Origin of the sequence: Lutimaribacter marinistellae (genome assembly GCF_042648365.1) — a bacterium.
In the GTDB taxonomy this organism is placed as follows: Bacteria; Pseudomonadota; Alphaproteobacteria; order Rhodobacterales; family Rhodobacteraceae; genus Lutimaribacter_A; species Lutimaribacter_A marinistellae.
In genome coordinates this window covers 191,796-217,712 of the sequence record NZ_JBHRXI010000012.1, presented here as the reverse complement: position 1 = coordinate 217,712, position 25,917 = coordinate 191,796, and the positions used below count along the sequence as shown (strand labels likewise).

At 59.4% G+C, this 25,917-nt stretch carries 24 protein-coding genes, 1 tRNA gene and 1 pseudogene; 9 read left to right on the top strand and 17 right to left on the bottom strand.

Features of this window, described 5'->3' with window-relative positions; translation table 11 throughout:
• From ACFORG_RS13425 to ACFORG_RS13385, 9 genes and pseudogenes are all read left to right on the top strand, one after another.
• A pseudogene (locus ACFORG_RS13425) lies at positions 1–345 on the top strand (hypothetical protein); the annotation flags it as partial.
• A gap of 179 nt (positions 346–524) precedes the next feature.
• On the top strand, positions 525–944 hold the full coding sequence (locus tag ACFORG_RS13420) for a hypothetical protein (RefSeq protein WP_386736039.1): 420 nt from the start codon (positions 525–527) through the stop codon (positions 942–944).
• A gap of 700 nt (positions 945–1,644) precedes the next feature.
• A complete protein-coding gene (locus ACFORG_RS13415) occupies positions 1,645–2,124 on the top strand; it encodes a hypothetical protein (protein ID WP_386736038.1) in 480 nt (159 codons plus the stop codon).
• A 216-nt stretch (positions 2,125–2,340) separates the two neighbouring features.
• Entirely contained in the window at positions 2,341–5,352 is a 3,012-nt protein-coding gene (locus ACFORG_RS13410) for a BPTD_3080 family restriction endonuclease (RefSeq protein ID WP_386736037.1), read from the top strand.
• Entirely contained in the window at positions 5,349–5,765 is a 417-nt protein-coding gene (locus ACFORG_RS13405) for a hypothetical protein (protein WP_386736036.1), read from the top strand. The genes ACFORG_RS13410 and ACFORG_RS13405 overlap by 4 nt, the downstream gene beginning before the upstream one ends.
• The gene (locus tag ACFORG_RS13400) at positions 5,762–6,682 is read left to right on the top strand and encodes a hypothetical protein (protein WP_386736035.1); all 921 of its coding nucleotides are present in this window, start codon (positions 5,762–5,764) and stop codon (positions 6,680–6,682) included. The genes ACFORG_RS13405 and ACFORG_RS13400 overlap by 4 nt, the downstream gene beginning before the upstream one ends.
• The gene (locus ACFORG_RS13395; RefSeq protein WP_386736034.1) at positions 6,679–9,528 is read left to right on the top strand and encodes a site-specific DNA-methyltransferase; all 2,850 of its coding nucleotides are present in this window, start codon (positions 6,679–6,681) and stop codon (positions 9,526–9,528) included. Before ACFORG_RS13400 ends, ACFORG_RS13395 begins: the two co-directional genes overlap by 4 nt.
• 124 nt (positions 9,529–9,652) lie before the next feature.
• A complete protein-coding gene (locus ACFORG_RS13390) occupies positions 9,653–9,874 on the top strand; it encodes a hypothetical protein (protein WP_386736033.1) in 222 nt (73 codons plus the stop codon).
• Positions 9,871–11,862 (top strand): 3'-5' exonuclease, encoded by a 1,992-nt coding sequence (locus ACFORG_RS13385; protein ID WP_386736032.1) that lies wholly within the window; start codon positions 9,871–9,873, stop codon positions 11,860–11,862. Before ACFORG_RS13390 ends, ACFORG_RS13385 begins: the two co-directional genes overlap by 4 nt.
• A gap of 116 nt (positions 11,863–11,978) precedes the next feature.
• Here ACFORG_RS13385 and ACFORG_RS13380 read toward each other — a convergent pair whose 3' ends face one another.
• The 17 genes from ACFORG_RS13380 to ACFORG_RS13300 all read right to left on the bottom strand — a co-directional run bounded on the left by ACFORG_RS13380 (position 11,979) and on the right by ACFORG_RS13300 (position 25,735).
• Complete coding sequence (locus tag ACFORG_RS13380; protein ID WP_386736031.1) at positions 11,979–12,104, bottom strand: hypothetical protein; 126 nt, start codon at positions 12,102–12,104, stop codon at positions 11,979–11,981.
• Positions 12,105–12,198: 94 nt separating this feature from the next.
• Entirely contained in the window at positions 12,199–13,299 is a 1,101-nt protein-coding gene (locus ACFORG_RS13375; RefSeq protein ID WP_386736030.1) for a hypothetical protein, read from the bottom strand.
• Positions 13,296–14,513, bottom strand: a complete 1,218-nt coding sequence (locus ACFORG_RS13370; protein WP_386736029.1) for a tyrosine-type recombinase/integrase — start codon at positions 14,511–14,513, stop codon at positions 13,296–13,298. Before ACFORG_RS13370 ends, ACFORG_RS13375 begins: the two co-directional genes overlap by 4 nt.
• 147 nt (positions 14,514–14,660) lie before the next feature.
• Positions 14,661–14,735 (bottom strand) — tRNA-Phe (locus ACFORG_RS13365).
• Positions 14,736–14,815: 80 nt separating this feature from the next.
• Positions 14,816–14,998, bottom strand: coding sequence for a DNA gyrase inhibitor YacG (locus ACFORG_RS13360; protein ID WP_386736028.1), 183 nt, complete (start codon positions 14,996–14,998; stop codon positions 14,816–14,818).
• On the bottom strand, positions 14,995–16,017 hold the full coding sequence (locus tag ACFORG_RS13355) for a ribonuclease E/G (RefSeq protein ID WP_386736027.1): 1,023 nt from the start codon (positions 16,015–16,017) through the stop codon (positions 14,995–14,997). The genes ACFORG_RS13360 and ACFORG_RS13355 overlap by 4 nt, the downstream gene beginning before the upstream one ends.
• Complete coding sequence (locus ACFORG_RS13350) at positions 16,014–16,592, bottom strand: Maf family protein (protein ID WP_386736026.1); 579 nt, start codon at positions 16,590–16,592, stop codon at positions 16,014–16,016. Before ACFORG_RS13350 ends, ACFORG_RS13355 begins: the two co-directional genes overlap by 4 nt.
• Before the next feature lie 10 nt (positions 16,593–16,602).
• Positions 16,603–16,821, bottom strand: a complete 219-nt coding sequence (gene infA, locus ACFORG_RS13345) for a translation initiation factor IF-1 (protein ID WP_005620785.1) — start codon at positions 16,819–16,821, stop codon at positions 16,603–16,605.
• An 83-nt stretch (positions 16,822–16,904) separates the two neighbouring features.
• Positions 16,905–17,783, bottom strand: a complete 879-nt coding sequence (locus ACFORG_RS13340) for a carbon-nitrogen hydrolase family protein (protein ID WP_386736025.1) — start codon at positions 17,781–17,783, stop codon at positions 16,905–16,907.
• Between the two features lie 67 nt (positions 17,784–17,850).
• Complete coding sequence (locus tag ACFORG_RS13335) at positions 17,851–18,120, bottom strand: DUF4242 domain-containing protein (protein ID WP_386736024.1); 270 nt, start codon at positions 18,118–18,120, stop codon at positions 17,851–17,853.
• Positions 18,121–18,193: 73 nt separating this feature from the next.
• A complete protein-coding gene (locus ACFORG_RS13330) occupies positions 18,194–18,787 on the bottom strand; it encodes a GNAT family N-acetyltransferase (protein ID WP_386736023.1) in 594 nt (197 codons plus the stop codon).
• A complete protein-coding gene (locus ACFORG_RS13325) occupies positions 18,780–19,178 on the bottom strand; it encodes a ketosteroid isomerase-related protein (RefSeq protein WP_386736022.1) in 399 nt (132 codons plus the stop codon). Before ACFORG_RS13325 ends, ACFORG_RS13330 begins: the two co-directional genes overlap by 8 nt.
• Positions 19,175–19,633 carry an arsenate-mycothiol transferase ArsC gene (locus ACFORG_RS13320; protein ID WP_386736021.1) on the bottom strand — a complete coding sequence of 153 codons (459 nt, stop codon included), beginning with the start codon at positions 19,631–19,633 and terminating at the stop codon, positions 19,175–19,177. Before ACFORG_RS13320 ends, ACFORG_RS13325 begins: the two co-directional genes overlap by 4 nt.
• A gap of 3 nt (positions 19,634–19,636) precedes the next feature.
• Entirely contained in the window at positions 19,637–20,116 is a 480-nt protein-coding gene (locus ACFORG_RS13315; protein ID WP_386736020.1) for a UPF0262 family protein, read from the bottom strand.
• A gap of 107 nt (positions 20,117–20,223) precedes the next feature.
• A complete protein-coding gene (fdhF, locus tag ACFORG_RS13310; RefSeq protein WP_386736019.1) occupies positions 20,224–23,001 on the bottom strand; it encodes a formate dehydrogenase subunit alpha in 2,778 nt (925 codons plus the stop codon).
• A gap of 3 nt (positions 23,002–23,004) precedes the next feature.
• Positions 23,005–24,762 (bottom strand): NAD(P)H-dependent oxidoreductase subunit E, encoded by a 1,758-nt coding sequence (locus ACFORG_RS13305; protein ID WP_386736018.1) that lies wholly within the window; start codon positions 24,760–24,762, stop codon positions 23,005–23,007.
• A 91-nt stretch (positions 24,763–24,853) separates the two neighbouring features.
• The gene (locus tag ACFORG_RS13300; RefSeq protein ID WP_386736017.1) at positions 24,854–25,735 is read right to left on the bottom strand and encodes a LysR family transcriptional regulator; all 882 of its coding nucleotides are present in this window, start codon (positions 25,733–25,735) and stop codon (positions 24,854–24,856) included.
• Positions 25,736–25,917: the final 182 nt, after the last annotated feature.

Sequence of the window (25,917 nt, the reverse complement as noted above, 5' to 3'; positions counted from 1 at the left end):
CTCAGCGTCAGGCAGGCTGCGGACAGGCTGGGCGTCTCTCCGCAAACCGCCGCCCGTGCCTTCCAGCACCTGCAGGAAAAGGGCTTCATCGTGGTGACCGAGATTGGGCACCCGGGCGTCCATGGCTGCGCCAGTGGCCACCGCTACGAGATCACCGAACTGCCGCTCCCTCAGGCTCGCGACGGTCGCCACTTGTATCGCGCCTGGCGCAAGGGCGAGGATTTTGAGGTGCTCAAGGCCAAGGCGCACAATCCTTCGGGGCGGAACGGGCAAACCAGAAGCCGTAGTGATAATTCGTCTTCGGATGTCACGCTGAGCATGACGAAAAAACCCGAGATGTCCTGAAATCCTGCATAGGCGACATCGGAAGTGACACGGATCAGGCCGTTTCCGCGCCTTTAACGTCCCACGCATGAGACAACCTTAACCTACCACCACCGGGGTCGAAAACTCTCAGGCAACAGAAGATCGGAAGCCCCTAAAGGAAGCACTCGATTGAAAAAGAATCAAAGGAAAATCAAACCATGAAGACTACCAAAGGCAGGGGTGGAAAGCGTCCCGGTGCCGGTCGCCCGAAGGGGTCGGGCGCCAAGGCCAGTCGCCTGGATCGGCAGAACATGATCCTGAAGCTCCGGGAACACGGTGAGCTCGCTTTGGACGTGCTCGTCGAAATCGCCCAGCACGGCGAATCCGAAAGCGCCCGGATCTCGGCCAGTACGCAGATACTGGACCGGGCCTATGGCCGCCCCGGCACGATCCCGGACATGCGCGTCGACGAAGACGGGGAGCGCGAAGTTCGCAACGCTTTCGATGAGTTTTTCAAGGACGTGACCCGCCAGAAGGCGTCGCCGGACATCGTCGCCACACGGCGCCCCCCGCCAGAGAAGAGCGACGAGGCTGCTGCAAAGGCGGATCTGTTCGACGACAAGTCGAAACTGAACTGACCTTGTCTGGACGGAAACAGGGGGCGGGAGACGTGTAGACATCAAATATCGAAACGTCTCCCGCCCCCTGTTTCTCCGAACTTGGTTTCTTGAACCCGTCGAACTTGCTGCTGCCACCGATTATTTCTTGATTAAAACTAAAGGCTGCAAAAGGAGGAGTGGCTCAAGTCGAGAAGGAGCCCACACTTGAATACATGCATGACGGTCAGACCTCACAGCGCTCTGGCTGTCGTCCGCCCGCCAGAAAAGCATCGTTCCGATGGACCAAAGGCCGACGATGTACTAGTCCCTAGGCTGGACCACCCGACGGGACATACCGAGCGCACAAACACCCTATAGTCAAAATTCATACATTCCCCTTTAAAAAAGGAAAGCGGTCAATGCTAAGAAAAATGGCTCAAAGAAAAAGGCGCCAAAAGAAAGTAGCCCTAATGACTGAGGCTGAGAAAGCTCACGACTTTTGCAAGATGTTTTTCAGGGACAACGCCGCCAGTAAATATAAATTCCTATATCCAAAAATGGAACTTCTTATAAACTCCCAATCGTCCACTTTTTTTGAGTCGACCCTGACCAAGAGGAGTTTGTGCTAGGAGAGTTTAAAGACAGTAGCCTCCCAAGCCTTAACGAGCTGTATAAAAAGGAAAATTTTCGAGACTTTCCGGAGCTTTGCGAACAATTCATATCGGATATCCGAAGTGTGATGAAGGCTAAGAACTGCGACGACCTAGGCTATCATGCAAATGTCAGTGAATTTTTCTTCGATGTGATGCTTGCCAAGAACGGCGCGATAATTGGGCGCAGCAACGCCACCAACCCAAAAAGAAACGGGTACTTCAAGGAGCTGCTATATTCGAATGTTATTCAAGATACGGGCGGCACCGACATTTCACAACTAGTCGTTTTGGTAAACTTCTCCAATTATGCCGAAGACTGGTATGAGTGCGTTCATTACAGCTTTCAAGACCCACCACGAAAGCATGAGGGTCAACTTCGGAATCACTATATTAAGGTCTGCAATCTATTCGTCCCTTTTTTAGAAGCAAGTGAGAAACAGTTGCGTTCAAATAGTTACAGCGGCCGAGGGGCGTTCGCCGTGACAAATTGGGACAGAGGCACCGACGAAGAAGTTATAGGAGCTTCGGTATCTTCTTTTAGAGTTAAAGTACCGCCTTTCATTTGACGATGAAAAAGTTGGGAGGCGAGCACCTGTCTGAGTTCGTCTACCTTACAAACGGCCGGCGAGCCGTTCAAAGTGTTCCATGTTCCCTCCTAGGCGCGATCTGACAGGGCGCCACGCTCGCGGTAAACCGCCTCGTCAAATCAGGTGTTTGACGGTTGAAACAGGAAGAGGAGCCGTCCAATGATTGCAAAATGATAGCAGAAGACCGAGGCGAGCATGTCGTTCTTTGAACATCCGATCCTGAACTCTCCTTACGCCATGCCCGGCCGACATTGGGAACTCGATGAAGACGGTCGACCGACTGATCGCATCCTGCAGCGGCGACGGAGGTCGGATTTGATTTCCGCGATGCCACAGGCAAAAAGCAAGAAGCCGGACAAGCAAAGCGAGCTGGGGCTGAGCGTCGAGGGACTGGGGGGGCAAGATCTCGACTACAATGTAACCGAGTTCGTCAATGAAATCCGTCGTGAGGTCGAGGTCTGGCGCAATCTTCCCAACCCAACTCAATGGCAGGTCACCCCAACCACCCAGCGCCTTCTCCAGCATTGGCGCGCGATCCAGAAAGACGAAACCCAGCCGATCCGCCCCTTCTTCTGCCAACTTGAAGCGGTGGAGACGGCGATTTTCCTCGCTGAAGTCGCACCCAAGCTTGGCGACCGCGGCAGGCGGTTTCGCAAACGCATCGAAGCGGCCAACGCCGAAGCCAATCCGGAACTTTTCCGTATCGCGATGAAGCTTGCCACCGGCGCAGGCAAGACAACCGTGATGGCGATGCTGATCGCATGGCAGACACTGAACGCTGTCAGAAGCGCGAACTCCAAGACATTCACGCGTGGTTTTCTGATCGTGACGCCCGGCATCACCATCCGCGACCGGTTGCGCGTTCTTCTACCGAATGATGCCGACACCTACTACAAGAGGCTAAACCTCGTGCCTGCGGACCTGATGCAGGAAATGCAGCGCGCCAAGATCGTGCTAACGAACTATCATGCCTTCAAGCTTCGCGAGCGCGTGCCACTTGCAAAGGGAACACGGTCCGCCCTGGAAGGGCATGGCGAGCAGTTGTCGACACTGGAAACCGAAGGTCAGATGTTGCAACGGGTGATGCCCGAACTGATGGGACTGGGCAAGATTGTCGTCATCAATGACGAGGCTCATCACTGCTACCGTGAGCGTCCCGGAGCGGCCGAGGAAAAGCTCACCGGCGATGCCCGCAAGGAAGCCGAAGAAAACCGCGAGGCTGCACGGCTTTGGATCTCGGGCCTCGAAGCGGCCAAAAGGAAGATCGGCGTTCAGGTTACCTATGACCTCTCGGCAACCCCGTTCTTTCTCTCTGGGTCTGGATGGGTCGAGGGCACATTGTTCCCGTGGGTCGTATCCGACTTTTCTCTCATGGATGCCATCGAGTGCGGGATCGTCAAACTTCCCCGTGTCCCCGTTGCCGACAACCTGCCGGGTCAGCCGCAGCCTCTTTACCGAAACCTCTGGAAGGCAATCGGAAAGAAGATGCCCAAGAAATCCAAGGGCGCCCTGCCGGATCCGCAAAAGCTGCCGCTGGAGCTCAAGACCGCCATCGACGCGCTCTATGGGCACTACGAAAAGACCTACAAGCTCTGGGAGGCCGAGAAGGTCGGTATTCCACCCGTCTTCATCATCGTCTGCAACAACACGACGAACTCCGAGCTTCTGAGAGATTACGTTGCAGGATACGAAAGGGAGAGCGGCGATGGCTTCCTGGAAACCGTGCCGGGCAAGTGCGGGCTCTTCTCCAACTTTTCGACCGATGGGGAACGTCTCCCTCGCCCACGGACAGTGCTGATCGACAGCGCAACGCTGGAAGCCGGAGGGGACATCGACAAGTCGTTCCGCGACGCGCATGCCGAAGAGATCGAAGCGTTTCGCCGGGAGCAGGCGGAGCGTGGCCAGGGCAATGAAGACCTGACCGATGCCGACATACTGCGCGAAGTCATGAACACAGTGGGGCGCAAGGGGCGCCTCGGGGAACAGGTGCGCTGCGTGGTGTCAGTTTCCATGCTGACCGAAGGTTGGGATGCAAACAACGTCACGCATATCCTCGGCCTTCGCGCCTTCGGCACACAGCTGATCTGCGAGCAGGTCATCGGCCGCGCGCTTCGCAGGCTGTCCTATGATACCGATCCCGAGACCGGCCTGTTCAGGACCGAATATGCCGACATCATGGGAATCGACGGGCTCAACTTCTCCGACGGCCCGCGCGTCGCCCCACCGCAAAAGCCACGCGACGTGGTAAATGTGCGTGCGCTGTCCCCCGACCGCGATCACCTGGAGATCACCTTTCCCCGCGTCCAAGGCTACATCGCCGATCTGCCGCCCGACCGGCTTACCGTCGACTTCTCCGGTCAGGAACCCTATGTCCTGACGCCCGAGAAGGTGGCCGCGACCGTGGTCACGATGCAGGGTATCGTCGGCCAAGCCGAGAAGCTCACGCTCGACTACCTCAAGGCCCAAAGGCAGTCGACCATCGCCACGCACATCGCCAAGCACATGATCTTCGAAAAGCTGCGCGATGCCAACGAACAGCCGCGCATGCATCTCTTCCCGGCCGCCAAGCGGATCGTGAACCAATGGCTGAAAGAGGGGCACCTCGTCTGCAAGGGCGATACTGTCCCAGCCCAGCTCCTATATCGCGAGTTGGCTGATGAGGTGTGCGAAATCATCTTCGGTGCACTCAAGGACCAGCCCGGCGGCGACAGCGTGTTGCGCGCGATCCTCGATCCCTACAACCCCACCGGCTCGACAGCGGACGTCAATTTCAACACCTCCAAGGCCACGCGTTACCACCCACGGCCCGACCGCAGCCACGTCAACTGGATCGTCACCGACAGTGACTGGGAGGATAAGTTGGCCGCACGGATCGAGGACCATCCCATGGTCACGGCCTATGCCAAGAACCACAATCTCGGCCTCGAAGTCCCTTACCTGCTTGAAGGCGAGCCCAGGAACTACCTTCCCGATTTCCTCATCCGCCTCGGCGCGCCCGAACCCACCACGCTGGTGGTCGAGGTCAAGGGCTTCCGCGGCCATGACGCCATGATTAAAGCCGACACCATGCGCAACAAGTGGATCCCCACGGTCAACCGCCTCGGCACGTATGGGCGCTGGGCCTTCGCCGAGCTGCGTGACGTTCACGATTTCGGGCCGGGTCTGGACAAGGTTATCGAGGAAGCGCTTGGGAGTGTGCCAGCATGAACGAAGAACGATTGATCGCCGAACGGATCGCCTTCTGGACGGCGTTCAAGGAGGCCGCTCCCGAGATCGGGATCGAACCCGGCGGTGGATGGGAAAAGACTATTGGCCTTGCCATCGACGGCAACGTCCGGGTGACCCTGTCGCTCTCACAGGACAAGAGTTCGGTGTACTTGGTCGGCCGCAGCGACAAGGCACGTATCTGGATTTCGGCCAATCAGGATGGCATCGCGCGGCGACTGCGGACGACGCCCGGCGCCGCTTCCGGCGAGGCCGATAAAGGCCGGTGGTTCCGAAAGGATAACAAGAAGGCCTGTTTCACTGTCCGCCGGCAATGGCCCGAGGCGATCCGTTGGCTCCGCGCCCAATACGCGACCTTCTCCAAGGCCGTACAGGAACTGGAGGCAGGCCAATGACGGACATCCGCTTCGGCCGCCTGACCGACCTCCCCCTGCGCGAGGCATGGAAACACGAGGCGCTGCAGTTCACCCCCTGGCTCGCCGAGAACATCGACCACCTCTCCGAGGCCATCGGCATCCCGCTCGAACTCACCGGGACCGAGGTTGCGGTCGAGACCTTCAGCGCCGACATCCTCGCCCGTAACCCGATGGATGACAGCGTGGTGCTGATCGAGAACCAGCTGGAGACCACCGATCACACCCACCTGGGCCAGATCATGACCTATCTCGCCGGGCTGGAGGCGCAGACCGTCGTCTGGATCGCCCCCGCCTTCCGCGAGCCGCACCTCTCCGCCATCCGCTGGCTCAACGAACACACCGCCGACGGCTTCTCCTTCTTCGCCATCAAGGCCCGTGTCGTCCGGATCGGGGACAGCCCATATGCCCCAATTTTCGAGGTGGTCGAGAAACCCAGTGACTGGGAGCGCAGACTCACCGCTCGGAAGCGAACGGCCGTGACCGGGACATCCGAACTGGGCGATGCACGCGAAGCCTATTGGGCGGAATACGTGAAGCGCCACCCGAACACGCGGGTTCCGGCCAAACGCGGAAGCTGGATTTCCTTCTCTCCGGAAAGGCTACCCGACATCAAGGTCGTACTCTGGATCGGCCAGAAGGCCGCAGGTATTTTCGTCCGTGGACATTCCAGCATCACGACAGAGGCCTTTCGCGAATGGATCATGCCGCGCATCCCGAAGCTGGAAGAACGGCTTGGTATAACAAACCGCAGCGGTGAAGGAACGGAACTCGGACAAACCTTTGAGGCGAGCATCTCCGACCCCGGAACATGGCCCGCAGCGCAGGATTGGCAGGAAAACATGCTCGAACTCTACTTGTCCGCACTGAACGCTATGGCCGGGGAAGAAAACCAATGACCGACAAGACAACCCCCATCGACCCCATCACTCATGACGATGAACGCGTGAACATCCCCACGCCCGAGCTTGCGCCGATGATGGACCCGGCGGATGCCGCGCCGATCAAGGTGGCCTACGACACCCGCAACCCGGATCTCGACCCGCAGCTGATCTGGCGCGGCAAGGACATCGACCAGACCGAGATCACCGTCGACGCGCCGCCGATCTACCTGCAGGAGCAGGTCCACCCCAAGGCGATCATCGAGGACCTGCGCGCGGGCGGCAAACGCAACGGTGAGGGCGGCGGCGTCGACCTCTTCGACCATTTCGGCATCACCGACGAAGATCGCGAGGCAGAGATCGAGTTCTACCGCCACCACCGCAAATGGTCGAACCGGATGATCCTGGGCGACGGGCTGCAGGTCATGGCCTCGCTGGCCGAGCGCGAGGGGCTCAAGGGGCAGGTGCAGGCGATCTATATCGACCCGCCCTATGGCATCAAGTTCAACTCCAACTTCCAGTGGTCCACCACCTCGCGCGATGTGAAGGACGGCAAGCTGGAGCATCTGACCCGCGAGCCCGAGCAGGTGAAGGCCTTTCGCGACACCTGGCGCGACGGCATCCATTCCTACCTGCAATACCTGCGCGACCGTCTGGTGGTGGCGCGCGACCTGCTGACCGAGAGCGGGTCTTGCTTCGTCCAGATCGGGGACGAGAACGTCCATCGGGTACGGGCGTTGATGGACGAGGTGTTTGGAGAGGAGAACTATGTCAGCCTGATTTTCTTTCTAAAGACCTCCGGGAAGGGAAGTGCGACGCTCGATAGCTCCGGCGATTACATTGTTTGGTACGCGAAGAACTTCGACCAACTCAAGGTGAAGAAGCTTCTGGTACAGCGGAAAAAGGAAACCGTTGACGACAGTTACAACAAGATTGAACTTGCTGACGGAACGGTGCGGGGCGTTACCAAGAAGGAGAAAATCGGCGCAGCTCCATTGCCGGAAGGTCGACGCTTGATGCCTTCCAGTATCTACTCCGACAGCGGCGGCCAGACGACTCGTGGTTCACGCGAATTTGAGGGTGGAGAGTTTGACCCGCTTCCAAATTATTTCTGGCGTACGAACCAGACTGGCCTCACTCGGCTCATGCGAAGCAGTCGGATCGTCGTAACCGGCCGCTATCTACGCTATAAAATGTATGCTGATGACTATCCGGTCGCTGCGATAAATAACTATTGGGATGACGTTCGAGCCGGAGGCTTCGGAGAAACCAAAATATACGTCGTTCAAACGAACGATGAGGTGGTTGCCCGCTGCCTTCACATTGCCACCGACCCCGGCGACCTCGTGCTCGATCCCACCTGCGGCTCGGGCACCACGGCTTACGTGGCCGAGCAATGGGGGCGGCGCTGGATCACCATCGATACCTCCCGCGTGGCCCTCGCGCTCGCCCGTGCGCGGATCATGGGCGCAAAATACCCCTGGTATCTGCTCAAGGACTCCGCCGAGGGCCAGAAGAAGGAGGCCGAGGTCACCCGCTCCGCCCCCTCGACCGCCGACACCTACAACGACATCCGCCACGGCTTCGTCTACCAGCGCGTGCCCCACATTACGCTGAAGAGCATCGCCAACAACACCGAGATCGACACGATCTGGGAGGCGATGCAGCCCGCCGTCGAAGAGGCCCGCGCCGCTCTCAACGCCACCCTGCAGGGTCATCCCGTGCCCTTCGAGGTCGAAACCGGCGGCCGCAAGGGCAACAAGATCGACTTCACCGCCAGCGGAGAGGTCGAACTGCCCAGCGGAGAGATGGCCCCGGCAAACGGCTTCATGGAATGGGAGATCCCGCGCGAGGCGCCTGACGACTGGCCCGACGCGGCCAAAACAGCGCTGCAAGCGTTTTGGGAGGCCCGCATCGCTCGCCAGAAGGAGATCGACGCCAGCATCGCCGCAAAGGCCGATCACGAATACCTCTACGATAAGCCCTACGAAGACAAGAAGCGCGTCCGCGTCGCCGGTCCCTTCACGGTCGAGAGCCTCTCGCCCCACCGCACCCAGGCGGTGAACGAACACGGCGAGTTGATTGACGAGGCCGATGCCGCCGCCGGAAAGCGCGGCGCGCAGGCGCAGGAAGCCGAGAATTACCGCGAGGCAATCCTCGAAAACCTACGCAAGGCGGGCGTTCAACAGGCTGACAAGGCTGACAAGATCACGTTCACCTCGCTCACGCCCTGGCCCGGAGAGTGGCTCGCCGCCGAAGGCCGCTACATGGAGGGCGAGACCGAGCGCAAGGCCGGCATCTTTCTCGGCCCCGAATACGGCACCCTGCAACGCGCCGACCTGATGGCCGCTGCGCGCGAGGCGGTGGACGCGGGATTCGACATCCTGATCACTTGCGCCTTCAACTACGATGCCCACACCGCCGAAACCCGCAGACTCGGCCGCCTCCCCATCCTCCAGGCCCGCATGAATCCCGACCTGCACATGGCCGACGACCTGAAAGCGGGCGGCGGCAACCTGTTCGTAGTCTTCGGCGAGCCGGATATTGTCGTGAAAGAGGAAGGCGAAAAGCTGCGCATCGAACTGCTGGGCGTGGACATCTTCAAGCCCGCCACCGGCGAGGTGGTGGCCTCCGAACCCGACGACATCGCCTGCTGGTTTATCGATACGGATTACAACGAAGAGAGCTTCTTCGTCCGCCACGCCTATTTCCCGGGCGCCGAGATCCCGTACAAACAGTTGAAGACGACCCTGAAGGGGGAGATCGACGAAGAGGCCTGGGAGTCGCTGAAGCGCACCGTCTCACGGCCGTTTTCCCGACCGAAATCAGGCCGGATCGCGGTGAAGGTGATCAACCACCTATGAGACGAGGTGATGAAGGTGATGGCGGTTTGAGATGGCCAAACGCGGTTCCTACAGTGGCGGCAGTACGATTATTCGAAGGCACCCGGTTGGAGTCGCGAAACTCCGTAAACGATCCCGAGTAGGCATGCTCGACATTGCCGTGGACACATTCGATCCGGAGACGGCCCAATCCCGTGTCATACGCCGCGAAGAGATGGAGGCCGAAGAAGAAGAACGACGGGCTCAACGTTGGAAACCTCGCGGGAAAGGCGCGTTTCGTTTGGGTCGCGAAGATCCGCCAATCGAAGGCCCCTCCAAGGCGAATACCAAGAAAAAGAAACGGAGAAAGAACAAAAAAAGCCAATGACCTTCCGCATAGCCGACACATTCTCCGACAGTCTTGCCAAGCTTACCGCCCAGGAACAGAAAGCGGTAAAGACCGCGGCGTTCGATGTTCAAATGAACCCGGACACGCCGGGCCTCAGTATGCATCGCGTAGACCGGGCGAAAGATCCACATTTTTGGACAGCCCGCGTCAATCGCGACATCCGGATGGTTCTGCATAAGAAGAACGGCGCCACGCTGCTCGCCTATGTCGCGCATCACGACGCGGCCTACAAATGGGCGGAGACGCGTCGCATCGACACGCACCCGCGGACGGGTGCTGCCCAAATCGTCGAAATCCGTGAGACGGTCGAAGAGGTGAAGATCCAGCACTATGTTCAGGAAGCCATTCGGCTGCCGCGCCTCTTCGCAGATGAGACCGACGATACGCTCTTGTCCTGGGGCGTGCCGGAAGACTGGTTGGAAGTTGTGCGGGATGCCACCGAAGATACCGTTCTCGACATCGCAGGTCACCTTCCGGCCGAAGCGGCAGAGGCGGTTCTGCAAGCCGCGACAGGGGTTCGCCCTGAACCTGCGTCCACCGCCGAAACCGGAAGTGACCCCTTCAGGCATCCGGATGCCGAACGCCGGTTCCGGACAATGGAGAACCTGGAAGAGCTGCAAGCCGCCCTGGAGGCACCTTGGGAGCGTTGGTCGGTCTTCCTGCACCCGGCACAGCGCGAGTACGTGGAACGGGATTTCAACGGCCCGGCACGTGTGATCGGATCCGCCGGGACAGGCAAAACTGTCGTGGCTCTTCATCGCGCTGTGCGACTTGCCCAGGAACCATCATCTCGCGTTCTCCTGACCACGTTCAACGAACGTCTGGCAGACCGGTTGGCGGAGAAGTTGCCGCTGTTGACGAACAGTTCAATTCGTGAACGGATCGAGGTAAGAGCGTTGGGCGATGCTGTTCGCGACTTGCACGAAAAGGTCTTCGGCGCAGTACATGTTGCGGATGAAGATGAGATTCGGAGTATCCTAGAACACTCTGCTTCAAAGGCCGGGGACCAGACGGACCTAGACTTTCTCGTCGATGAATGGAACCTGATCGTGGACGCTTGGGATGTCCGGGATCCATCTACCTATTCCGAAATGCCTCGTCTGGGACGCAAGGTCCGCATGGTGGCGTCTCGACGCGAGACCATCTGGAACGTATTCGCCGAGGCGAGACAAATCCTTGCCGACCAAGGCTGGAAGACGGAAGCCGAGCTCGCGCATGACCTTCGGCGCGGCGGTCATTTCCCCTACACCCATGTCGTCGTGGACGAAGCGCAAGACGTATCCGTGGCTGAACTGCTCCTGCTGGGGGCGTCCTTGGGCCAAAAGCCCAACGGTGTCTTTTTCGCGGGCGATATTGGGCAACGCATTTTCCGCGCGCCCTTCCCTTGGAGCGCTGCCGGCATCGAACTCTGTGGTCGGTCGCGAAGCCTCAAGGTCAATTACAGAACGTCCCACCAGATCCGTGCCAAGAGCGAGCATCTGCTCCCTGAAACCCTGGTGGAAGCAGATGGGTCAGAAGAGAATCGACTAGGCGTAACCTCCGTTTTCGAAGGCCCGCCACCGGTTATCGGCTCGTTTGCCGACCGAAACTCTGAACTGGCAGCCTTACAGGAGTGGGTCGCTGAACTCTCAAGACAGGGTGTCGACGCGGGCGAAGTCGCAATTCTCGTCCGTGGCGAAGACCAAATGGAAGCAGTGCGCGGCGCTTTGGGGGAGCTTGACGGGCCTAAAGTCTACCTGATGCACGACACCAAGGGTGCGGAGTTTCGGGCCGTAGCGGTGGTCGCTCTCGATCACGATGTCGTGCCAGACGAATTTCGCTTGTTGGCCGCGCGAGACGAAGCGCAGCTCGATGAAGTCATGTCGACTGAAAGACATCTTCTCTATGTTGCCGCCACGCGAGCGCGGGATTTCCTCTGGCTATCAGGCGTCGAGCCGGTCTCCGAGTTTCTAGATGACTTGATCTGATCAGGTTCATTGGACGGCCGCGGAAATCTAAGGCTCCGTCATCCGGCGCCTTCCTTCACCAACTTCCGAATGTCGCCAACACGCCAAGCCGTGGTGCGCGGCCCGAGCTTGACCGGCTAAGGAAAGCGTCCGCTGCGGACACCCGCCCACCAGGTCGAGCGTGATACCGGCACGGGACCGTGGGGAAAGAGGATCTGTTTTTCGCGCAACAGCGCATCATCAGGGAGAGTGTCGAATGTCATGGTGTCCATCCTTGTGCTTCGGGATGGAAGCGAGACTGTCCTCGGCCGAAATCGTCCGGAGCCAGTTCACGTTCGGAAAGGTGAAATCACCTTTCTATCCTTGTTTTCTTGGGTGAATCTGCTCCCAGACGCCCTGGTCGACATGGTTGTCTGCGGACTCCTTGAGGTATTTCCGGACCGTCTGGGACGTCAAACCGGTGCCGAGCTCCCCGGCCTTCGCTGCGATTTGCGCTGGCACATCGGATTTTGCCTGTCGCGGATCATAGGAATAGCCATCGACCGCGGCAGCGAGCAGCGCCTTTTCGAGGCTTGCGATTCTCTTCGCCTGAGTTCCCTTGGCGGAAGGGGACTCGGGATCCTCGGACAATTCCTTGATTTTCGCACGCAGGCCGGCGATTTCCTTGTCGCGGGCCCTGGCCGTTTCCCGACCATCTTGCTGCCTGCCTTCAACCTCCGCGACAAGTGCGGACTGCTGGTCCAGTCGGCGGTGCAGCTCAGCATTTTCTTCGACCAACTTTTCTACCCAGTGGTCGCCGACACGCCCGATAATCAGCGGCTCAATCCCGACTGCACGCTTCCAAGCAGCGGACACATAATATCCCCTGGCCCCCAGCCAATTGAGCCAATCAAGCGGGGAGGCTTGCTCCGTGATCGCTTCCAGTTCCAGCGCCCGTTCGAGAATACGAAACCTGTCCTCCCGCTCGCGGATCGTATCACTTGTCTCAGGTGACTCTCCTCGCCATCCTTGCGTGGAGTAAGGAGCAAAATTCAGCGACAGATCGACCGCCTCGCGCGAGGTCCAATAAGGCTTGCGCGCCCATTTGCCGATCAGGGCACGTTCCTGGGTCCGATAATCCTCCGAGAAAATTTCTGCGCGGTTGAAGGCAAAGTGGCGCCCATCGTACCCGATGGGCCCTTGAGGTGTAATGGCAAGCCACCAGTCTTCGTGAAACGGCAGAGCGTTGGATTCGCCCCACCAGAGCCAGAACAATGGGGCGCCAAATCGGTCGCCCGAGCGTTTTGCTCCACCAAGGAGTGCGGCGTTCGCGCGGAGCAGGTCATCCGCCTCCGACGCTTCCGGTGACACGGCCAAAGCGAGCAGCGCGGCCTCTTCGAGGGACCAGTCACTCCGATAGCTCCACTCCTCGACGAGAGCGCCTGTCGGCTTATTGGTACTCTTTCCGTTATCTATCATGGCTGTGTTCGATCCGCCTTCATCTCGTCGAGCTGGTCTGCCCACCACTGGGCGAGCTCGACCCGCTCGTCCCAATGCTGCCCGCGCGCGTAAGCCCGACGGATCTCGTTCTTTTCGACATGGGCCAGGGCTCGTTCCACCGCATCCGGATGCCAAAGGCCCGACTCGTTAGCCAGTGTAGAAAACATCGCACGGAAACCATGTGACGACATCTCCTCCTTGCCATACCCGAGCCGGCGCAACGCAGCGTTCAGCGTGTTCTCACTCATGCAGCGCTGCGACGAGCGCACGGACGGAAAGACGAGCCTCCCCCAGCCGGTCAGCGCTCGAAGGTCTTTCACCAGAGCAAGCGCTTGGCGCGAGAGTGGCACGGCATGGGGGCGCCTCATCTTCGCCCGATGGGCCGGTACCGTCCAGACGGCTGCAGCTTCATCGATTTCCTCCCAGTCCGCCATCCGCAACTCCCCCGGCCGCAGAGCCGTGAGGGCGAGAAGTTGCAAAGCAAGCTGCGTCGTGCGTTGTCCCGAGAAGCCGTCTACGGCGCGCATCAGGGCGCCGACCCCGGAACGATCGGTGATGGCGGCCCGATGTCGGGCGGTCGGCCGGATCAACGCGTCCTTCAATCCATAGGTCGGATCATTGTCCGCCAGTCCCAGCGCAATGGCGTACCGAAACACGGCCCCCGCCGCCGACCTCATGCGGACAGCACTCTCGTGATTGCCTTTCTTCTCCAACTTGCGGAGCGGCACGAGAAGATCCTGGGCGGTGATCTGCGAGACCGGCATGGCTCCGATGTCCGCGCTCAACAAGCGATGGAACCATTCGGTTTTCTGCAAGGTCGCTTGCGCCCTGCCCTCGCGGCGCTTCTTCTCCAGCAACTCCGCCGCCAGCTTGACAAAGGTTTCGTTCTGCTCGGCCGTCGATTTTGCCTTCTGCCGCTTGCGCGCACCCGCAGGGTCCTCGCCAGTCGCGATCTGGCTCCGTGCTTCATCGCGCTTGCGGCGCGCATCAGCCAGTCCGACGTCGGGATACTTGCCCAGCGCGAGAAGCTTTTCCTTGCCGAACCACCGATACTTGAAGCGCCAGAGCTTGGAGCCGTTGGGGTTCACGAGCAAGTAAAGACCGTCGAAGTCGGCCTGCTTGAACGGCTTTTCCTTCGGCTTCAAAGCTCGAATCCGCGCATCACTGAGAACGGTCATGGGGGTATCTTCCAATTACAGCGTGACTCGTACCCCAGATCATACCCCCGAACGGGGTAGATTGTAGCGCACGAGGCAGGACTAGATCGGACAACCAGCCATCATTAATCCTGCAAATACAGGCTAATAACGGACTTCACCGAACACAACTGGATGATTTTGTGGTGCCCGGGGGCGGAATCGAACCACCGACACGAGGATTTTCAATCCACTGCTCTACCCCTGAGCTACCCGGGCACGGGAGCGGCTGGTGCCGCTGGGTGGGGGCGTTCTAGGGCCTTGGCGGCGGAGTGTCCAGAGGCTTTTTTCGCTTTTCTTCAATGCGTGCGCGGTGGATTTTGCTCGTCGCCCAAGCCCAGATCGCCTTCGTCCGGCACCTCCTCGGATGGCAGTGAATAGGACCCCTTCAACCAACGCGCCAAGTCGATATCGGCGCACCGCTTGGAACAGAATGGACGGAATGCCCGACAGGTTTCGTCGCCGCATATCGGGCAGTTCATCGCAATACCTCAGAGAGAGGAAGTCGCGCGCGCTTTCGCTGCAATTCGTAGTGCCCGAGCGGTGTCCAGCCTGACAGAACCGTCTCGTCTCGGTCCGCCCGGAACGCAGCTCGAAGAGTGGTTTCGAACGCTCTGCGGTCCTTTTTGGGCATCGGCGCCAAGTCGATCGTGATCTGACCTCCCAGGCCACGCAGGCGCAGCGCCCTCGGCAGGTACTTCGCGCAGTCGAGATTCGCCTTTAGCCCGGCTGCCAGCGAGGTATCGCGGCCGGTGTTCACGTCGACGGCGACCAGGGCGCGGGTCGGTTCGATGTACAGGTGCCCTCCACCGGGCAGTGGGTCGCGAGCGCCACGCAGGTTCTCGATTGCGTCGAGCACCCCGTGGAGATCGAAACCTCCCGGCTTTGCTACGATTTCTGCCGGTTGTGTCCACTCTCGCCACGCCAGACCATGGGGCCCGTCACCATCAAGCAGCCTTTCCGGGTCTGTCCCCGGATCGTTCATGATCTTGTCGGCCAACTCTCTCATTGACGAAACATCGTCAGCTATTTCGGCATGATCGGCGTCCTCGCAGGTCGATCGCAGAATCAACCCATATGTCGTGCCCTGCATCTCGGAGTGAGCGACCTGCAGCAACTCGTCCCTGAGATCATCGTCACGGATACTGCGTGAGATGTTGAGCCCAGGCGCGTCGGGCGTCACGATGGCGAACCGACTCTTGAACAGGAGCTTTGCAGTGACAGGTATGGCCTTGCCCGGCTCGGCATATCCGGTCACCTGGACCAACAGCGGTTGACCGGGCGAAAGCCCTTTGACCTGCCTGAGAAAAGCCGGGCCATCCGGGGTGGTCAGGAACATCCCACCCTGCCCTTTCACCGGACGGTCAGACCGGGCACGGTAGATCGTGCCGGGCGCCGGAGCATCGCCAGCGATCAGCAAGTCATCAAGCTTGCCGTCGACAAGCAGCGCCGCAGCTTCGCGGCCATTCAGGTGATCAAGGATGACCGAACGCCCCTTCATGCTGCAACCCGGCCTGTGTTCACGCCAGCAGACCGCAGAAGATTGGCCGTCTCAGCCAAGGGCAACCCCACAATTCCTGTAAAAGACCCGCTTATCCATGGGATGAATGCGCCGGCTGGACCCTGGATCGCGTACGCGCCTGCTTTGCCATCCCAGTCACCCCCTACGAGATAGTGGCGCAATTCGTCCTCGGCCAGCCGTTTCATTCGTACATGGCTCACCACTTCGGCCTCCCAGATCTGATCGCCGCGCCGCACTGCGACCGCCGTAATGACACGATGACGGCGACCGGAAAGCGCCCGCAGGAATGCCTCAGCTTCAGCTACGTCAGCAGGCTTGCCAAGGATCCGGCGGCCAAGTGCCACCGTTGTATCAGCGCAAAGCACCACATCTTCAGCGTCCGCGGGGACTGCAGCGACCTTCTCGCGCGTTATTCGACAGCAGTAGGGACGAGGAAGTTCTGCCTGCCGCGGTGTTTCGTCGATGTCCGGCGGGCGGACAGCGTCGGGCACTACCCCGAGTTGACCGAGCAAATTCAGCCGTCTCGGGCTGCCCGATCCGAGAATGAACGCCATGAGGCCGGCGTTACTTGAAACGATAGTTGATCCGACCTTTGGTCAGATCGTAGGGGGTCATTTCCACCTGAACCCGGTCGCCAGCCAGAACACGGATGCGGTTCTTCCGCATCTTTCCTGCCGTATGCGCGATGATCTCATGGCCGTTTTCAAGCTCGACCCGAAACGTCGCATTTGGCAGGAGTTCCTTCACGACACCGGGAAATTCGAGCGTATCTTCCTTGGCCATGATGTCTCCATAGTAGTTTTGCCTGCCGAACCGCAGGCCGTGCGCTTAAATGGTCCCGTTTCCCCCATTTTTCAAGGGCTCAATCAGCGCAGGGCAGTCTTTGTGACGATTTCGCTGCGTCCGGCCTGCTCTGACCAGTGGCGGCGGTTGAGTACGACGCCATCAGCCCGCACATCGGCGATCTTGTTCAGCTCAATCTCGGCATAGGTCCAGCCAGGGTGATTCAAGGCCCCTTCGGCAAGAACACCGGTTTCGGGAAACCCGCGATCTGGTGGTCCGAAGACACCTCCGCGACCAACGTTCCGGTCAACCGATTCTGACCAGTCATACTCACCGACGATAGAGGACATGACAGTCACGCACTGGTTTTCCAATGCCCTCGCCATTGATCCGATTCGTACCCGAGAGTAACCCGCCAGCGCCTCTGTACAGGATGGAACAAGAATCAGGTCAGCATCGCTCAATGCGCGACCAAGCAAAGGAAACTCGCTGTCGTAACAAATGAGAACTCCGATGCGGCCCAGTTTCGTGTCAAATAGCTTCAGCGGACCACCGGGTGCAATAGACCAGTCCTCTCGTTCGAACCGGGTCATGATCTGCTTGTCCTGATGATCGCGACCGCCGCCGGGAGCGTAGATCTCCGACCGGTTTACGGGCCGCCCCTTGGCAACGGCAACTGGCCCTGAAGCACCAAGGATGTGAACTCCGTACTCTGCCGCCAGCTTCGCATGGACGGCTGCAGCATCCTCCATCCGCTCGCTCACGGCGTGAATCGACCGCTCCAGATCTTTCGCGGCTTCCCGCCCAGCAAGGGTCGACAGTTCCATCGCCCCATATTCCGGAAAGACCAACAGATCGGCCCCCTGCCCCGCAGCCTCGGAAACCCAGCGGGCCAGCTTGTCCTCGTATTGTGCCCAACTGTCCAACCAGTCGAGCGAATAGGCCGCGGTTGCAACTTTCATCACGGTATCTCCCTCTGATCCGTCGGGCAGGACCTTATGAGCGGATGCGCGCGATGAACAGGGCCGTTCAACCCGCCGTAGTCGGGTCGATTATCGTCTTTACTTCGGTAATCTTCGTTGCCGGAAACCCGCTCAGTTCCGAGTGTTTTCGGATCGCATTTTCGTCCTCGGCCAGATAGATGCAGAATGTCTTGTCCCCTGCGACATATGAGTGCTGCCACTGAACATTCGGCAGTTGCGCGAGCGCGTCATTCGAAGTGTTGGCCGCGCCGCACAGTTCAGCTTCGCTCATCGCACCCACACCGGGCAGATCCCGTTCGATCACGTACTTTTTCATCCAATTCCCCTTTGCCAAAACCTCGACAGGAGAAGCGTCCAGAAAAAGTGACCTTACGTCAAGCGTAGGGGCTTCAGAGGTCGCGGATCCAAAACTGCAGCGGCTTGCGACTTTCTGTGTCTTCACCGACATCTTTCCACGAGAAATGTGCGACCACGCCCTGCAACGGCACATAGCCTCGCGCGCTCCAAAACGGGTCCAGTTGTGCATAACTCTCTGGACGCATCGGGTGGTCGTCCGGACGCTGCACAGCACAGAACGCGCTCTTCATGAAACCCAGTCGCTGCGCATGCTCTTCGCGCAGATCAAAAAACCGATGACCAACGCCTTGCCCCCGATATTCTGGGAGCAACACCGACTCTGCACAGTAGAACACCGTAGAGAGGTCCAGCCCAGTTCCGTCGAAGGCCACGGCAAAGTCATCGGCGTGATCATTAAGCGGTGTTCCTGTCGCTGCACCGACGAGGCGAGCACCGTCAAAGGCGCCCACAAGAACAGCTTGCTGGCTTTCGCTGTAGGACTGCAGGTAGTCGCGCTCATAGGCCAAATCTCCGTCGTAGAGATAAGGCCACGCGCGAAAGACCTCGATCCTGAGGCGGGCCAGGTCGTCAAGGGCTGCGTCGAGTTCGGCACCCTTGAGCGCCCGAACTTCGCCGACCTCAGCCATCCGACACCTGCCGCACCCAGTCGGCCAGGTTGTAATACGTCGTCACCCGCGTGATCTTTCCGTTTTCAAGATCAAAGAACGACCCCGCCGGAAGACGATAAGTCTGGCGATTTGCCTCGGGGAGGCCGTCATCCGTCGCAAGATAGGTGCCGTTCACTACGTACTCTGCTGACGCGCGGGTTCCGCCCTCGGCTTCGAACACCACCATGTCGGTCAGATTCTCTTTGTAGCAGCGGTTCATGTGCTCACAAAACGCGGCGAACTTTTCCTTCCCGCGGCGAACCCGTCCTTCGTTGACATGATGGGCCACGTCATCGGAAAGGCAATCGAGCATCGCATCGACATCTGCGGCATTGAACGCGTCGAAATAGCGTCTGACGGTTTCGCTCATTGTAACTCCCTCGGTTCTCCCCAACGCGCTTTGAGATGTTTCACGATCTGATCGCGCGTCTGTCGGTAATGGTGCAATTTCTCGGCCCGCGTCTCGCCCAAGCCGGTCGGATCCATGATCGGCCAATAGTCCACGTCCAGATGGTAGAAGCGCGTAAGTTCCAGCACGCGCCGCTGGCTTGCAGGCGACAAGGCAATCGCCAGATCAAAGGAACTCAGATCGTCACCCCATTGCTCCAACTCGTCGAAAGAGCGGGAGCGATGCCGCTCCAGTTCCACACCGATCTCCTTGCAGACCGCGATGCTGAAACCATCGACTTCCAGATCGTTGTGCACACCGACCGACTGCACATAGGTATCCGTTCCGTAGAACTTCTTCATGATACCTTCGGCCATCGGGGAACGAACCGCGTTGTGATCGCAGCAGAAAAGGATCGACTGCGGCAGCGGCTCCACGCCTCAGCCTCCGAAATGCAGGACGCAAATGAGTGTGAACAACCGCCTTGCCGTGTCCTCGTCGATGTCTGCCTTGCCTTCCAGCCGTTCGCGCAATACGCGGCTGCCTTCGTTGTGTATGCCACGACGGGCCATATCGATGGTCTCGATCTGGCTGGGCGGCAGGGTCTTGACCGCGTTGAAATAGCTTTCGCAAATCTGGAAATAGTCTTTGACCACCTGCCTAAAAGGTCCCAGCGACAAGTGGAATTCGGCCGCCATCTGGTCATCTTCCGTCCGGATGTCAAAGACGAGGCGTTTGTCGCGGATCGACAGCATGACCCGGTAGGGGCCTTCGGGCACAACGCGATCATCCCGCATTGGAAGGGAAAAACTGTTCTCTTCCAGAAGATCATACATCGCCACCCGCCGCTCCTGCTCGATCTCGGGCGTGGGCGGCGGCAAGTTGCGGTCGTCGAGCTCAATATGGCTGATGCGGCTCATCGGTCTCTCATGCCTGTATTTTCCTGCTCAGACCTATACCAGGGGAGGCGAATGGGCAACGTGCCCATCCGCCACATTCCCCCGGCAAGGTCTGTTTGTGGCAGTGCCTATTCGGCGGCCATCCTGCCGTCCTTTTCGACCCGAACGGCCGAGTACTTGAACTCGGGGATCTTGCCATAAGGGTCGAGGGCCGCGTTCGTCAGGATATTCGCGGCCGCCTCGACATACGCGAAGGGAAGGAACACGTTGTTCTCGGCGACCGCCCGGTCCGCCCGCGCCATCACGCTGATCGATCCCCGGCGCGTGGAAAGACGAATGTACTCGCCCGGCTCCACCCCCAACGCGCGCAGCGTCTTGGGATTGAGAGAGCAGTTTGCTTCGGGTTCGACGGCATCTAGCACCTTTGACCGCCGGGTCATCGACCCCGTATGCCAGTGCTCAAGCTGCCGACCTGTGATCAGAACGAATGGATACTCACCGTCGGGGACTTCATCCGGCGGCACCACGTTGGCCGGTGTGAACCGTGCGCGTCCTTCGGCCCTTGGGAAACCGTCGCCGAACACGATCGCCTGACCCGGATCTTCGGGCGACAGGGACGGGTAAGTAACCGCTTCGCCTTCCAGCCGCTCCCAGGTGATGTTGTCGAGCGATTTCATTGTCCGCTTCATCTCGGCGAACACCTCGCGGGGATGCGAATAAGTCCAATCCAGACCCAGGCGCTTTGCCAGTTCCACCTCGATCCACCAATCCTCGCGCGCGTCGCCCAACGGTTTGCGGACGGGGCGACCCATCTGCACCTGGCGGTTCGTGTTCGTGACGGTACCCGATTTTTCATACCATGCCGAAGACGGCAGGATGACGTCCGCGTAATTGGCGGTCTCAGTCAGGAAAATGTCCTGTACGACAAGGTGATCGAGTTTCGCCAGCGCTGCGCGTGCATGATCGACATCCGGGTCCGACATGGCCGGATTTTCGCCCAGGATGTACATCCCCCGGATCTGTCCGTCATGGATCGCGTCCATGATCTCGACCACGGTAAGCCCCTTCTCGCTTGAGAAATCACCGGAAGACCAAACCTCGGAGAAAGCCGAGCGGACACCGTCGTCGGTAACGCTTTGATAGTCGGGTAAAAACATCGGGATCAGCCCGGCGTCAGATGCCCCCTGAACGTTGTTTTGTCCACGCAAGGGATGAAGGCCCGCCCCGGGGCGTCCGACATGCCCGCACATGAGAGCCAAGGATATCAGGCAACGCGAGTTGTCAGTGCCGTGGATATGCTGGCTGACCCCCATTCCCCAGAAGATCATCGCCGCCTTCGCGCCCGCAAAAGTACGCGCAACGTCGCGAAGCACTTCGGCGTCGATTCCGCAGACTGGTTCCATCTTCTCCGGGCTGAATCCCCTGAGATGCTCTCGCATCGCGGGCCAGTTTTCGGTCAACGCTTCGATGTATTGCCTGTCGTAGAGTTCTTCCTCGACAATCACGTGCATGATGGCATTGAGCATCGACACATCTGCCCCCGCCTTGAACTGCAGCATGTTACTTGCAAAGCGGCGCAGGCCGACGCCACGCGGGTCCATCACGATCAGTTTGCCGCCGCGCTTTGCAAACTGCTTGAAATAGGTCGCGGCTACGGGGTGGTTCTCGACCGGGTTGGCCCCGATCACGATCGCCACATCCGCGTTTTCGATCTCGTTGAAGGTCGCCGTCACCGCGCCCGATCCAACATTTTCCATCAGCGCAGCGACCGAAGAGGCATGACAAAGCCGCGTGCAGTGATCCACATTGTTGTGGCCGAACCCCTGCCGGATGAGTTTCTGAAAGAGGTAGGCCTCCTCGTTCGAGCACTTGGCCGAGCCGAAGCCCGCCACGCGCCGCCCATCCTCGTCGCGCAGCCGCGCCAAACCACCAGCCGCAACGTCCAGTGCCTCCTCCCATGTCGCTTCGCGGAAATGGGTGTGCAGGTTTCCAGGATCGACATTCAGCCCCTTTGCCGGCGCGTCGTCGCGTCGGATCAGCGGCTTTGTCAGCCGGTGGGGGTGATCGATATAGTCGAAGCCGAAACGTCCCTTGACGCAAAGCCGGTTTTCGTTTGCGGGTCCGTCGATCCCTTCGACATACTTGATCTTGTCGTCCTTGACCTTGAACTTGATCTGGCAACCCACGCCACAGTACGGGCAGACACTGTCGACTTCTCGATCGAAATCCTTGCTGTCACCGCGCTGTTGGTCGTCAAGCACCGTCGCCGGCATCAGGGCGCCGGTCGGGCAGGCCTGAACGCATTCGCCGCAGGCAACACAGGTGGAGTTGCCCATCGGGTCGTTCTGGTCGAAAATGATCTGCTCCGTTGCCCCGCGCCCGGCCATGCCAATCACATCATTCACCTGAACCTCGCGACAGGCGCGAACGCACAAGTTGCAGTGGATGCAGGCATCAAGATTGACCCGCATCGCCACGTGGCTGTCATCGAGCAGCGGCACATGCACCGCATCCTTCCGCGGGAAACGGCTTTGCTTGACCCCGTTCAGCGCAGCCATGTCCCAGAAATGCGAGGAGATGTCATGCGCCTTTTCCGGCTGGTCGGCCACGAGCAGTTCCATCACCATCTCGCGCGCCTTGCGAGCCCGATCGGAAGCTGAGCGCACAACCATGCCGTCCGAAACCTCACGAATGCATGAAGCGACGAGATTGCGCTCTCCCTCGACCTCAACCATGCAGGCACGGCAGTTTCCGTCGGGCCGATATCCCGGAGCCGGTTTGTGGCACAGATGCGGGATCTTCAGCCCTTGCCCATGCGCCGCTTCCCATATGGTCATGCCTTCGGGAACGGTGACGTCGTCGCCATCAAGACTGAAAGTAACCTGTGACACGTTGGATCCGTCCATCTGTCAATCCTCCCGGATAGCGAGCGATTGCTCGGCGGCATCTTTGGTGGCTATGTCGTTCGAGGGTGATGAAATCTCTTCGGAGAAGTGTTTCATCACCAATCGGATCGGGTTCGGGGCTGCCTGACCAAGCCCGCAGATCGAGGCATCGGCCATCACGTCGCAAAGATCGGTCAACAAATCGGTATCCCAATCGTCGGCCTGCATCAGCTTCACCGCCTTTTCACAGCCGGTTCTACAAGGCGTGCATTGCCCACAGCTTTCGTCCTCAAAAAAGCGCAGCATGTTCAACGCGGCATCCCGTGCGCTATCCTGATCCGACAGGACGACGACGGCCGCGGACCCGATAAAACTTCCATGCGGCTGCAACATGTCAAAGTCCAGCGGCACATCATCGAGCTTGGCGGGCAGAAGGCCGGAAGACGGACCACCTGGCTGATAAGCCTTGAAACTGTGCCCCATGGCCATGCCACCCGCCGCTTGGATCACGTCGCGGATGGTCGAGCCCGCGGGCAACAGGTAGACACCGGGCTTTTCGACCCGGCCTGAAACCGAAAAATTGCGAAGCCCTTTTCGACCGTTCTTTTCGACTGAATTCAGGATCTCAGGACCGAACCGCGCGACACGCGCAACCCAGTAAAGGGTTTCGACATTGTGCACCAAGGTCGGACGGCCAAAGATCCCCACCTGCGCAACATAGGGCGGGCGATGACGCGGCAGGCCACGTTTGCCTTCGATCGACTCGATCATCGCGCTTTCTTCGCCGCAGATGTAAGCACCCGCACCTCGACGCAGATCAATGTATCCCGGCGCCACTATTCCCGCGTTTTCAAGAGCAGCGATTTCCGTGGCGAGAATCTCCAGAACCGCCGGGTACTCGTCGCGCATGTAAATGAAACAGGTTTCGGCCTCCACCGCCCAAGCGGCGATCAGCATGCCCTCGAGGAACATGTGCGGCTCGCGCTCCAGGTGATGCCGGTCCTTGAACGTCCCCGGCTCACCCTCGTCACCATTGACTGCAAGATATCGAGTGCCTCCGGCCGCACGTACGAAAGACCACTTTCGTCCGGTAGGGAAACCCGCGCCGCCAAGGCCCCGCAGGCCGGACTCCAGCATTGCGTCCTGAACAGCCTCCGGGTCGCCGTCATCACGCAACTCGGCAAGGCGGCGGTACCCACCTTCAGCCTGATACTCGGCAAACCGCTGGTAGTCGGGAATCCGGGGATGCGTGTCGCCTGACCGAATGGCAGCCAGAACCTTCTCGGGAGTGGCATAGTCGATATGGTTATGGCCGAGTTCCAATGTCGGCGCGGTATCGCACCGCCCCATGCAAGGCGCGCGCAGCACGCGGACTTCGTTCGGATCGAGTCCGTCTTGCAGAGCTTTACTCAAGGCTTCCGCCCCGGCCAACTCGCACGAGAGCGAGTCGCAGACCCGAATGGTCAATGCAGGTGGCGCTTTTTCGCCCTCCTTCACCACATCGAAATGCGCGTAGAAGGTCGCAACCTCATAAACCTCGGCCTGAGCCAGACTCATCTCTTCGGCCAGAGCCCGGATATGATCGGCCGACAAATGCCCGTATTCGTCCTGAATTAGGTGCAGATATTCGATCAGCAGATCCCGGCGACGCGGACGGCTTCCCAACAAAGCCTGCACCTGTTCATGCGCAAGATCATCAAGCTGCCGTCCCTTAGGCGTTTTGCGACTTTTACCAGTCCCTTTTTGCTTCCAAATTCCGGGTCGGTCATCCAGCGGTGCCATGGTCGGTGCCCTCTTTGTTCCGGGGCAGCGTTGGCATCACGAGAACTGAACGTCAATTCACATGATGTGATTGCAGCATAAGAGAATCTTATCATGCATTTTGGACAATGCGCCTGAGCGCTTGGACTGTGGGCAGCCTTGGATCGCGCAGTGGCGTGACCAGGCTCACCTGCTTTTCCAGCGTTGGTTCAACAAGCGGCAGGGCCACTGTGTTTCGCAAGCCTCCAAAACTCTCGATCAGGATGCGCGGCGCAATCGTGGCGGCAAGACCTTGCGCAGCCAGTTCCATCGATGCAACGAAGCCGCTTGTCTCAGCCACGACTTGTGGCACCAAACCTTGCTCGGCGAAAACCTGATCTATGATCCGACGGTTCATCATGCCCGGTTCCAGCAGGCTCAAGGGTAGTTCAGAGGCTTCCGCCCAGGTCACCTCCCGCTCCAACCTGGGCGCAAGCGCCGCAGGGGCGAGAAGAAGGTAGGTCTCGGCATAGATATCCTCGATCCGAAGCAGGTCGGGCGCGACGCCTTCGCCATAGGTAAAGCCAGCATCGTAGCTACCGTTTTCAATTCCTTGCTGGATCGCCAATGACGTTGCAGTGTAGAGGCCAAAGGTGATCCCCGGATGATGCTGGCGCACTGTGTTGACCACCCGCGCCGCAAAGACGACTGCCGTCGGGATAACACCAATATTGATGCGCCCCGTAAGCTCACCCTTTGCAGAGCGGAATTCCTGCTCCATCGCTTTGACGTCTTCGACGATTGAGCGCGCATGTCGGATCAAGGCTTCGCCCTCGGCGGTGAAACCAAGGAACCTGTTCCCGCGCCGCACGATCGGGGTGTCTAGACGTTCTTCGATTTTTCGGATGCGCATCGAAAAGGCTGGCTGGGAGACACCGCAATCCTCAGCAGCGCGCGCAAAATGCCGCCGCCGGGCCAAAGCAGACAGAAACTCGAGGTCTTTCAGGCTTATCATAGGGGGCAGTCTCCTGTGCCCTTTCTTGCTAACCTGTGCCGCGCATTCTCTCCAGCTACGAATGGATCACCCGGCTTTCCACGGACACTCATTGCGACAGTACTGAATCACCGTGCTTTGACCTTTGCCGCCGCGACCAAATGAAAAGGTTGTTTCGTGAGCGAGAGGAGCGGCTAATCGGA

What these genes read in the sequence shown, in the direction of transcription:
- ACFORG_RS13385 (WP_386736032.1), top strand. Translation starts at nt 9,871, where the DNA reads ATGACCTTCCGCATAGCCGACACATTCTCCGACAGTCTTGCCAAGCTT.
- ACFORG_RS13300 (WP_386736017.1), bottom strand. Translation starts at nt 25,735, where the DNA reads ATGATAAGCCTGAAAGACCTCGAGTTTCTGTCTGCTTTGGCCCGGCGG.
- ACFORG_RS13350 (WP_386736026.1), bottom strand. Translation starts at nt 16,592, where the DNA reads ATGGCGTTCATTCTCGGATCGGGCAGCCCGAGACGGCTGAATTTGCTC.
- ACFORG_RS13335 (WP_386736024.1), bottom strand. Translation starts at nt 18,120, where the DNA reads ATGAAAAAGTACGTGATCGAACGGGATCTGCCCGGTGTGGGTGCGATG.
- ACFORG_RS13405 (WP_386736036.1), top strand. Translation starts at nt 5,349, where the DNA reads ATGAACGAAGAACGATTGATCGCCGAACGGATCGCCTTCTGGACGGCG.
- infA (WP_005620785.1), bottom strand. Translation starts at nt 16,821, where the DNA reads ATGGCCAAGGAAGATACGCTCGAATTTCCCGGTGTCGTGAAGGAACTC.
- ACFORG_RS13390 (WP_386736033.1), top strand. Translation starts at nt 9,653, where the DNA reads ATGCTCGACATTGCCGTGGACACATTCGATCCGGAGACGGCCCAATCC.
- ACFORG_RS13340 (WP_386736025.1), bottom strand. Translation starts at nt 17,783, where the DNA reads ATGAAAGTTGCAACCGCGGCCTATTCGCTCGACTGGTTGGACAGTTGG.
- ACFORG_RS13415 (WP_386736038.1), top strand. Translation starts at nt 1,645, where the DNA reads ATGAAGGCTAAGAACTGCGACGACCTAGGCTATCATGCAAATGTCAGT.
- ACFORG_RS13380 (WP_386736031.1), bottom strand. Translation starts at nt 12,104, where the DNA reads ATGACATTCGACACTCTCCCTGATGATGCGCTGTTGCGCGAAAAACAG.
- ACFORG_RS13420 (WP_386736039.1), top strand. Translation starts at nt 525, where the DNA reads ATGAAGACTACCAAAGGCAGGGGTGGAAAGCGTCCCGGTGCCGGTCGC.
- fdhF (WP_386736019.1), bottom strand. Translation starts at nt 23,001, where the DNA reads ATGGACGGATCCAACGTGTCACAGGTTACTTTCAGTCTTGATGGCGAC.
- ACFORG_RS13355 (WP_386736027.1), bottom strand. Translation starts at nt 16,017, where the DNA reads ATGAAGGGGCGTTCGGTCATCCTTGATCACCTGAATGGCCGCGAAGCT.
- ACFORG_RS13325 (WP_386736022.1), bottom strand. Translation starts at nt 19,178, where the DNA reads ATGAGCGAAACCGTCAGACGCTATTTCGACGCGTTCAATGCCGCAGAT.
- ACFORG_RS13315 (WP_386736020.1), bottom strand. Translation starts at nt 20,116, where the DNA reads ATGAGCCGCATCAGCCATATTGAGCTCGACGACCGCAACTTGCCGCCG.
- ACFORG_RS13360 (WP_386736028.1), bottom strand. Translation starts at nt 14,998, where the DNA reads ATGAACTGCCCGATATGCGGCGACGAAACCTGTCGGGCATTCCGTCCA.
- ACFORG_RS13305 (WP_386736018.1), bottom strand. Translation starts at nt 24,762, where the DNA reads ATGGCACCGCTGGATGACCGACCCGGAATTTGGAAGCAAAAAGGGACT.
- ACFORG_RS13400 (WP_386736035.1), top strand. Translation starts at nt 5,762, where the DNA reads ATGACGGACATCCGCTTCGGCCGCCTGACCGACCTCCCCCTGCGCGAG.
- ACFORG_RS13410 (WP_386736037.1), top strand. Translation starts at nt 2,341, where the DNA reads ATGTCGTTCTTTGAACATCCGATCCTGAACTCTCCTTACGCCATGCCC.
- ACFORG_RS13375 (WP_386736030.1), bottom strand. Translation starts at nt 13,299, where the DNA reads ATGATAGATAACGGAAAGAGTACCAATAAGCCGACAGGCGCTCTCGTC.
- ACFORG_RS13330 (WP_386736023.1), bottom strand. Translation starts at nt 18,787, where the DNA reads ATGGCTGAGGTCGGCGAAGTTCGGGCGCTCAAGGGTGCCGAACTCGAC.
- ACFORG_RS13395 (WP_386736034.1), top strand. Translation starts at nt 6,679, where the DNA reads ATGACCGACAAGACAACCCCCATCGACCCCATCACTCATGACGATGAA.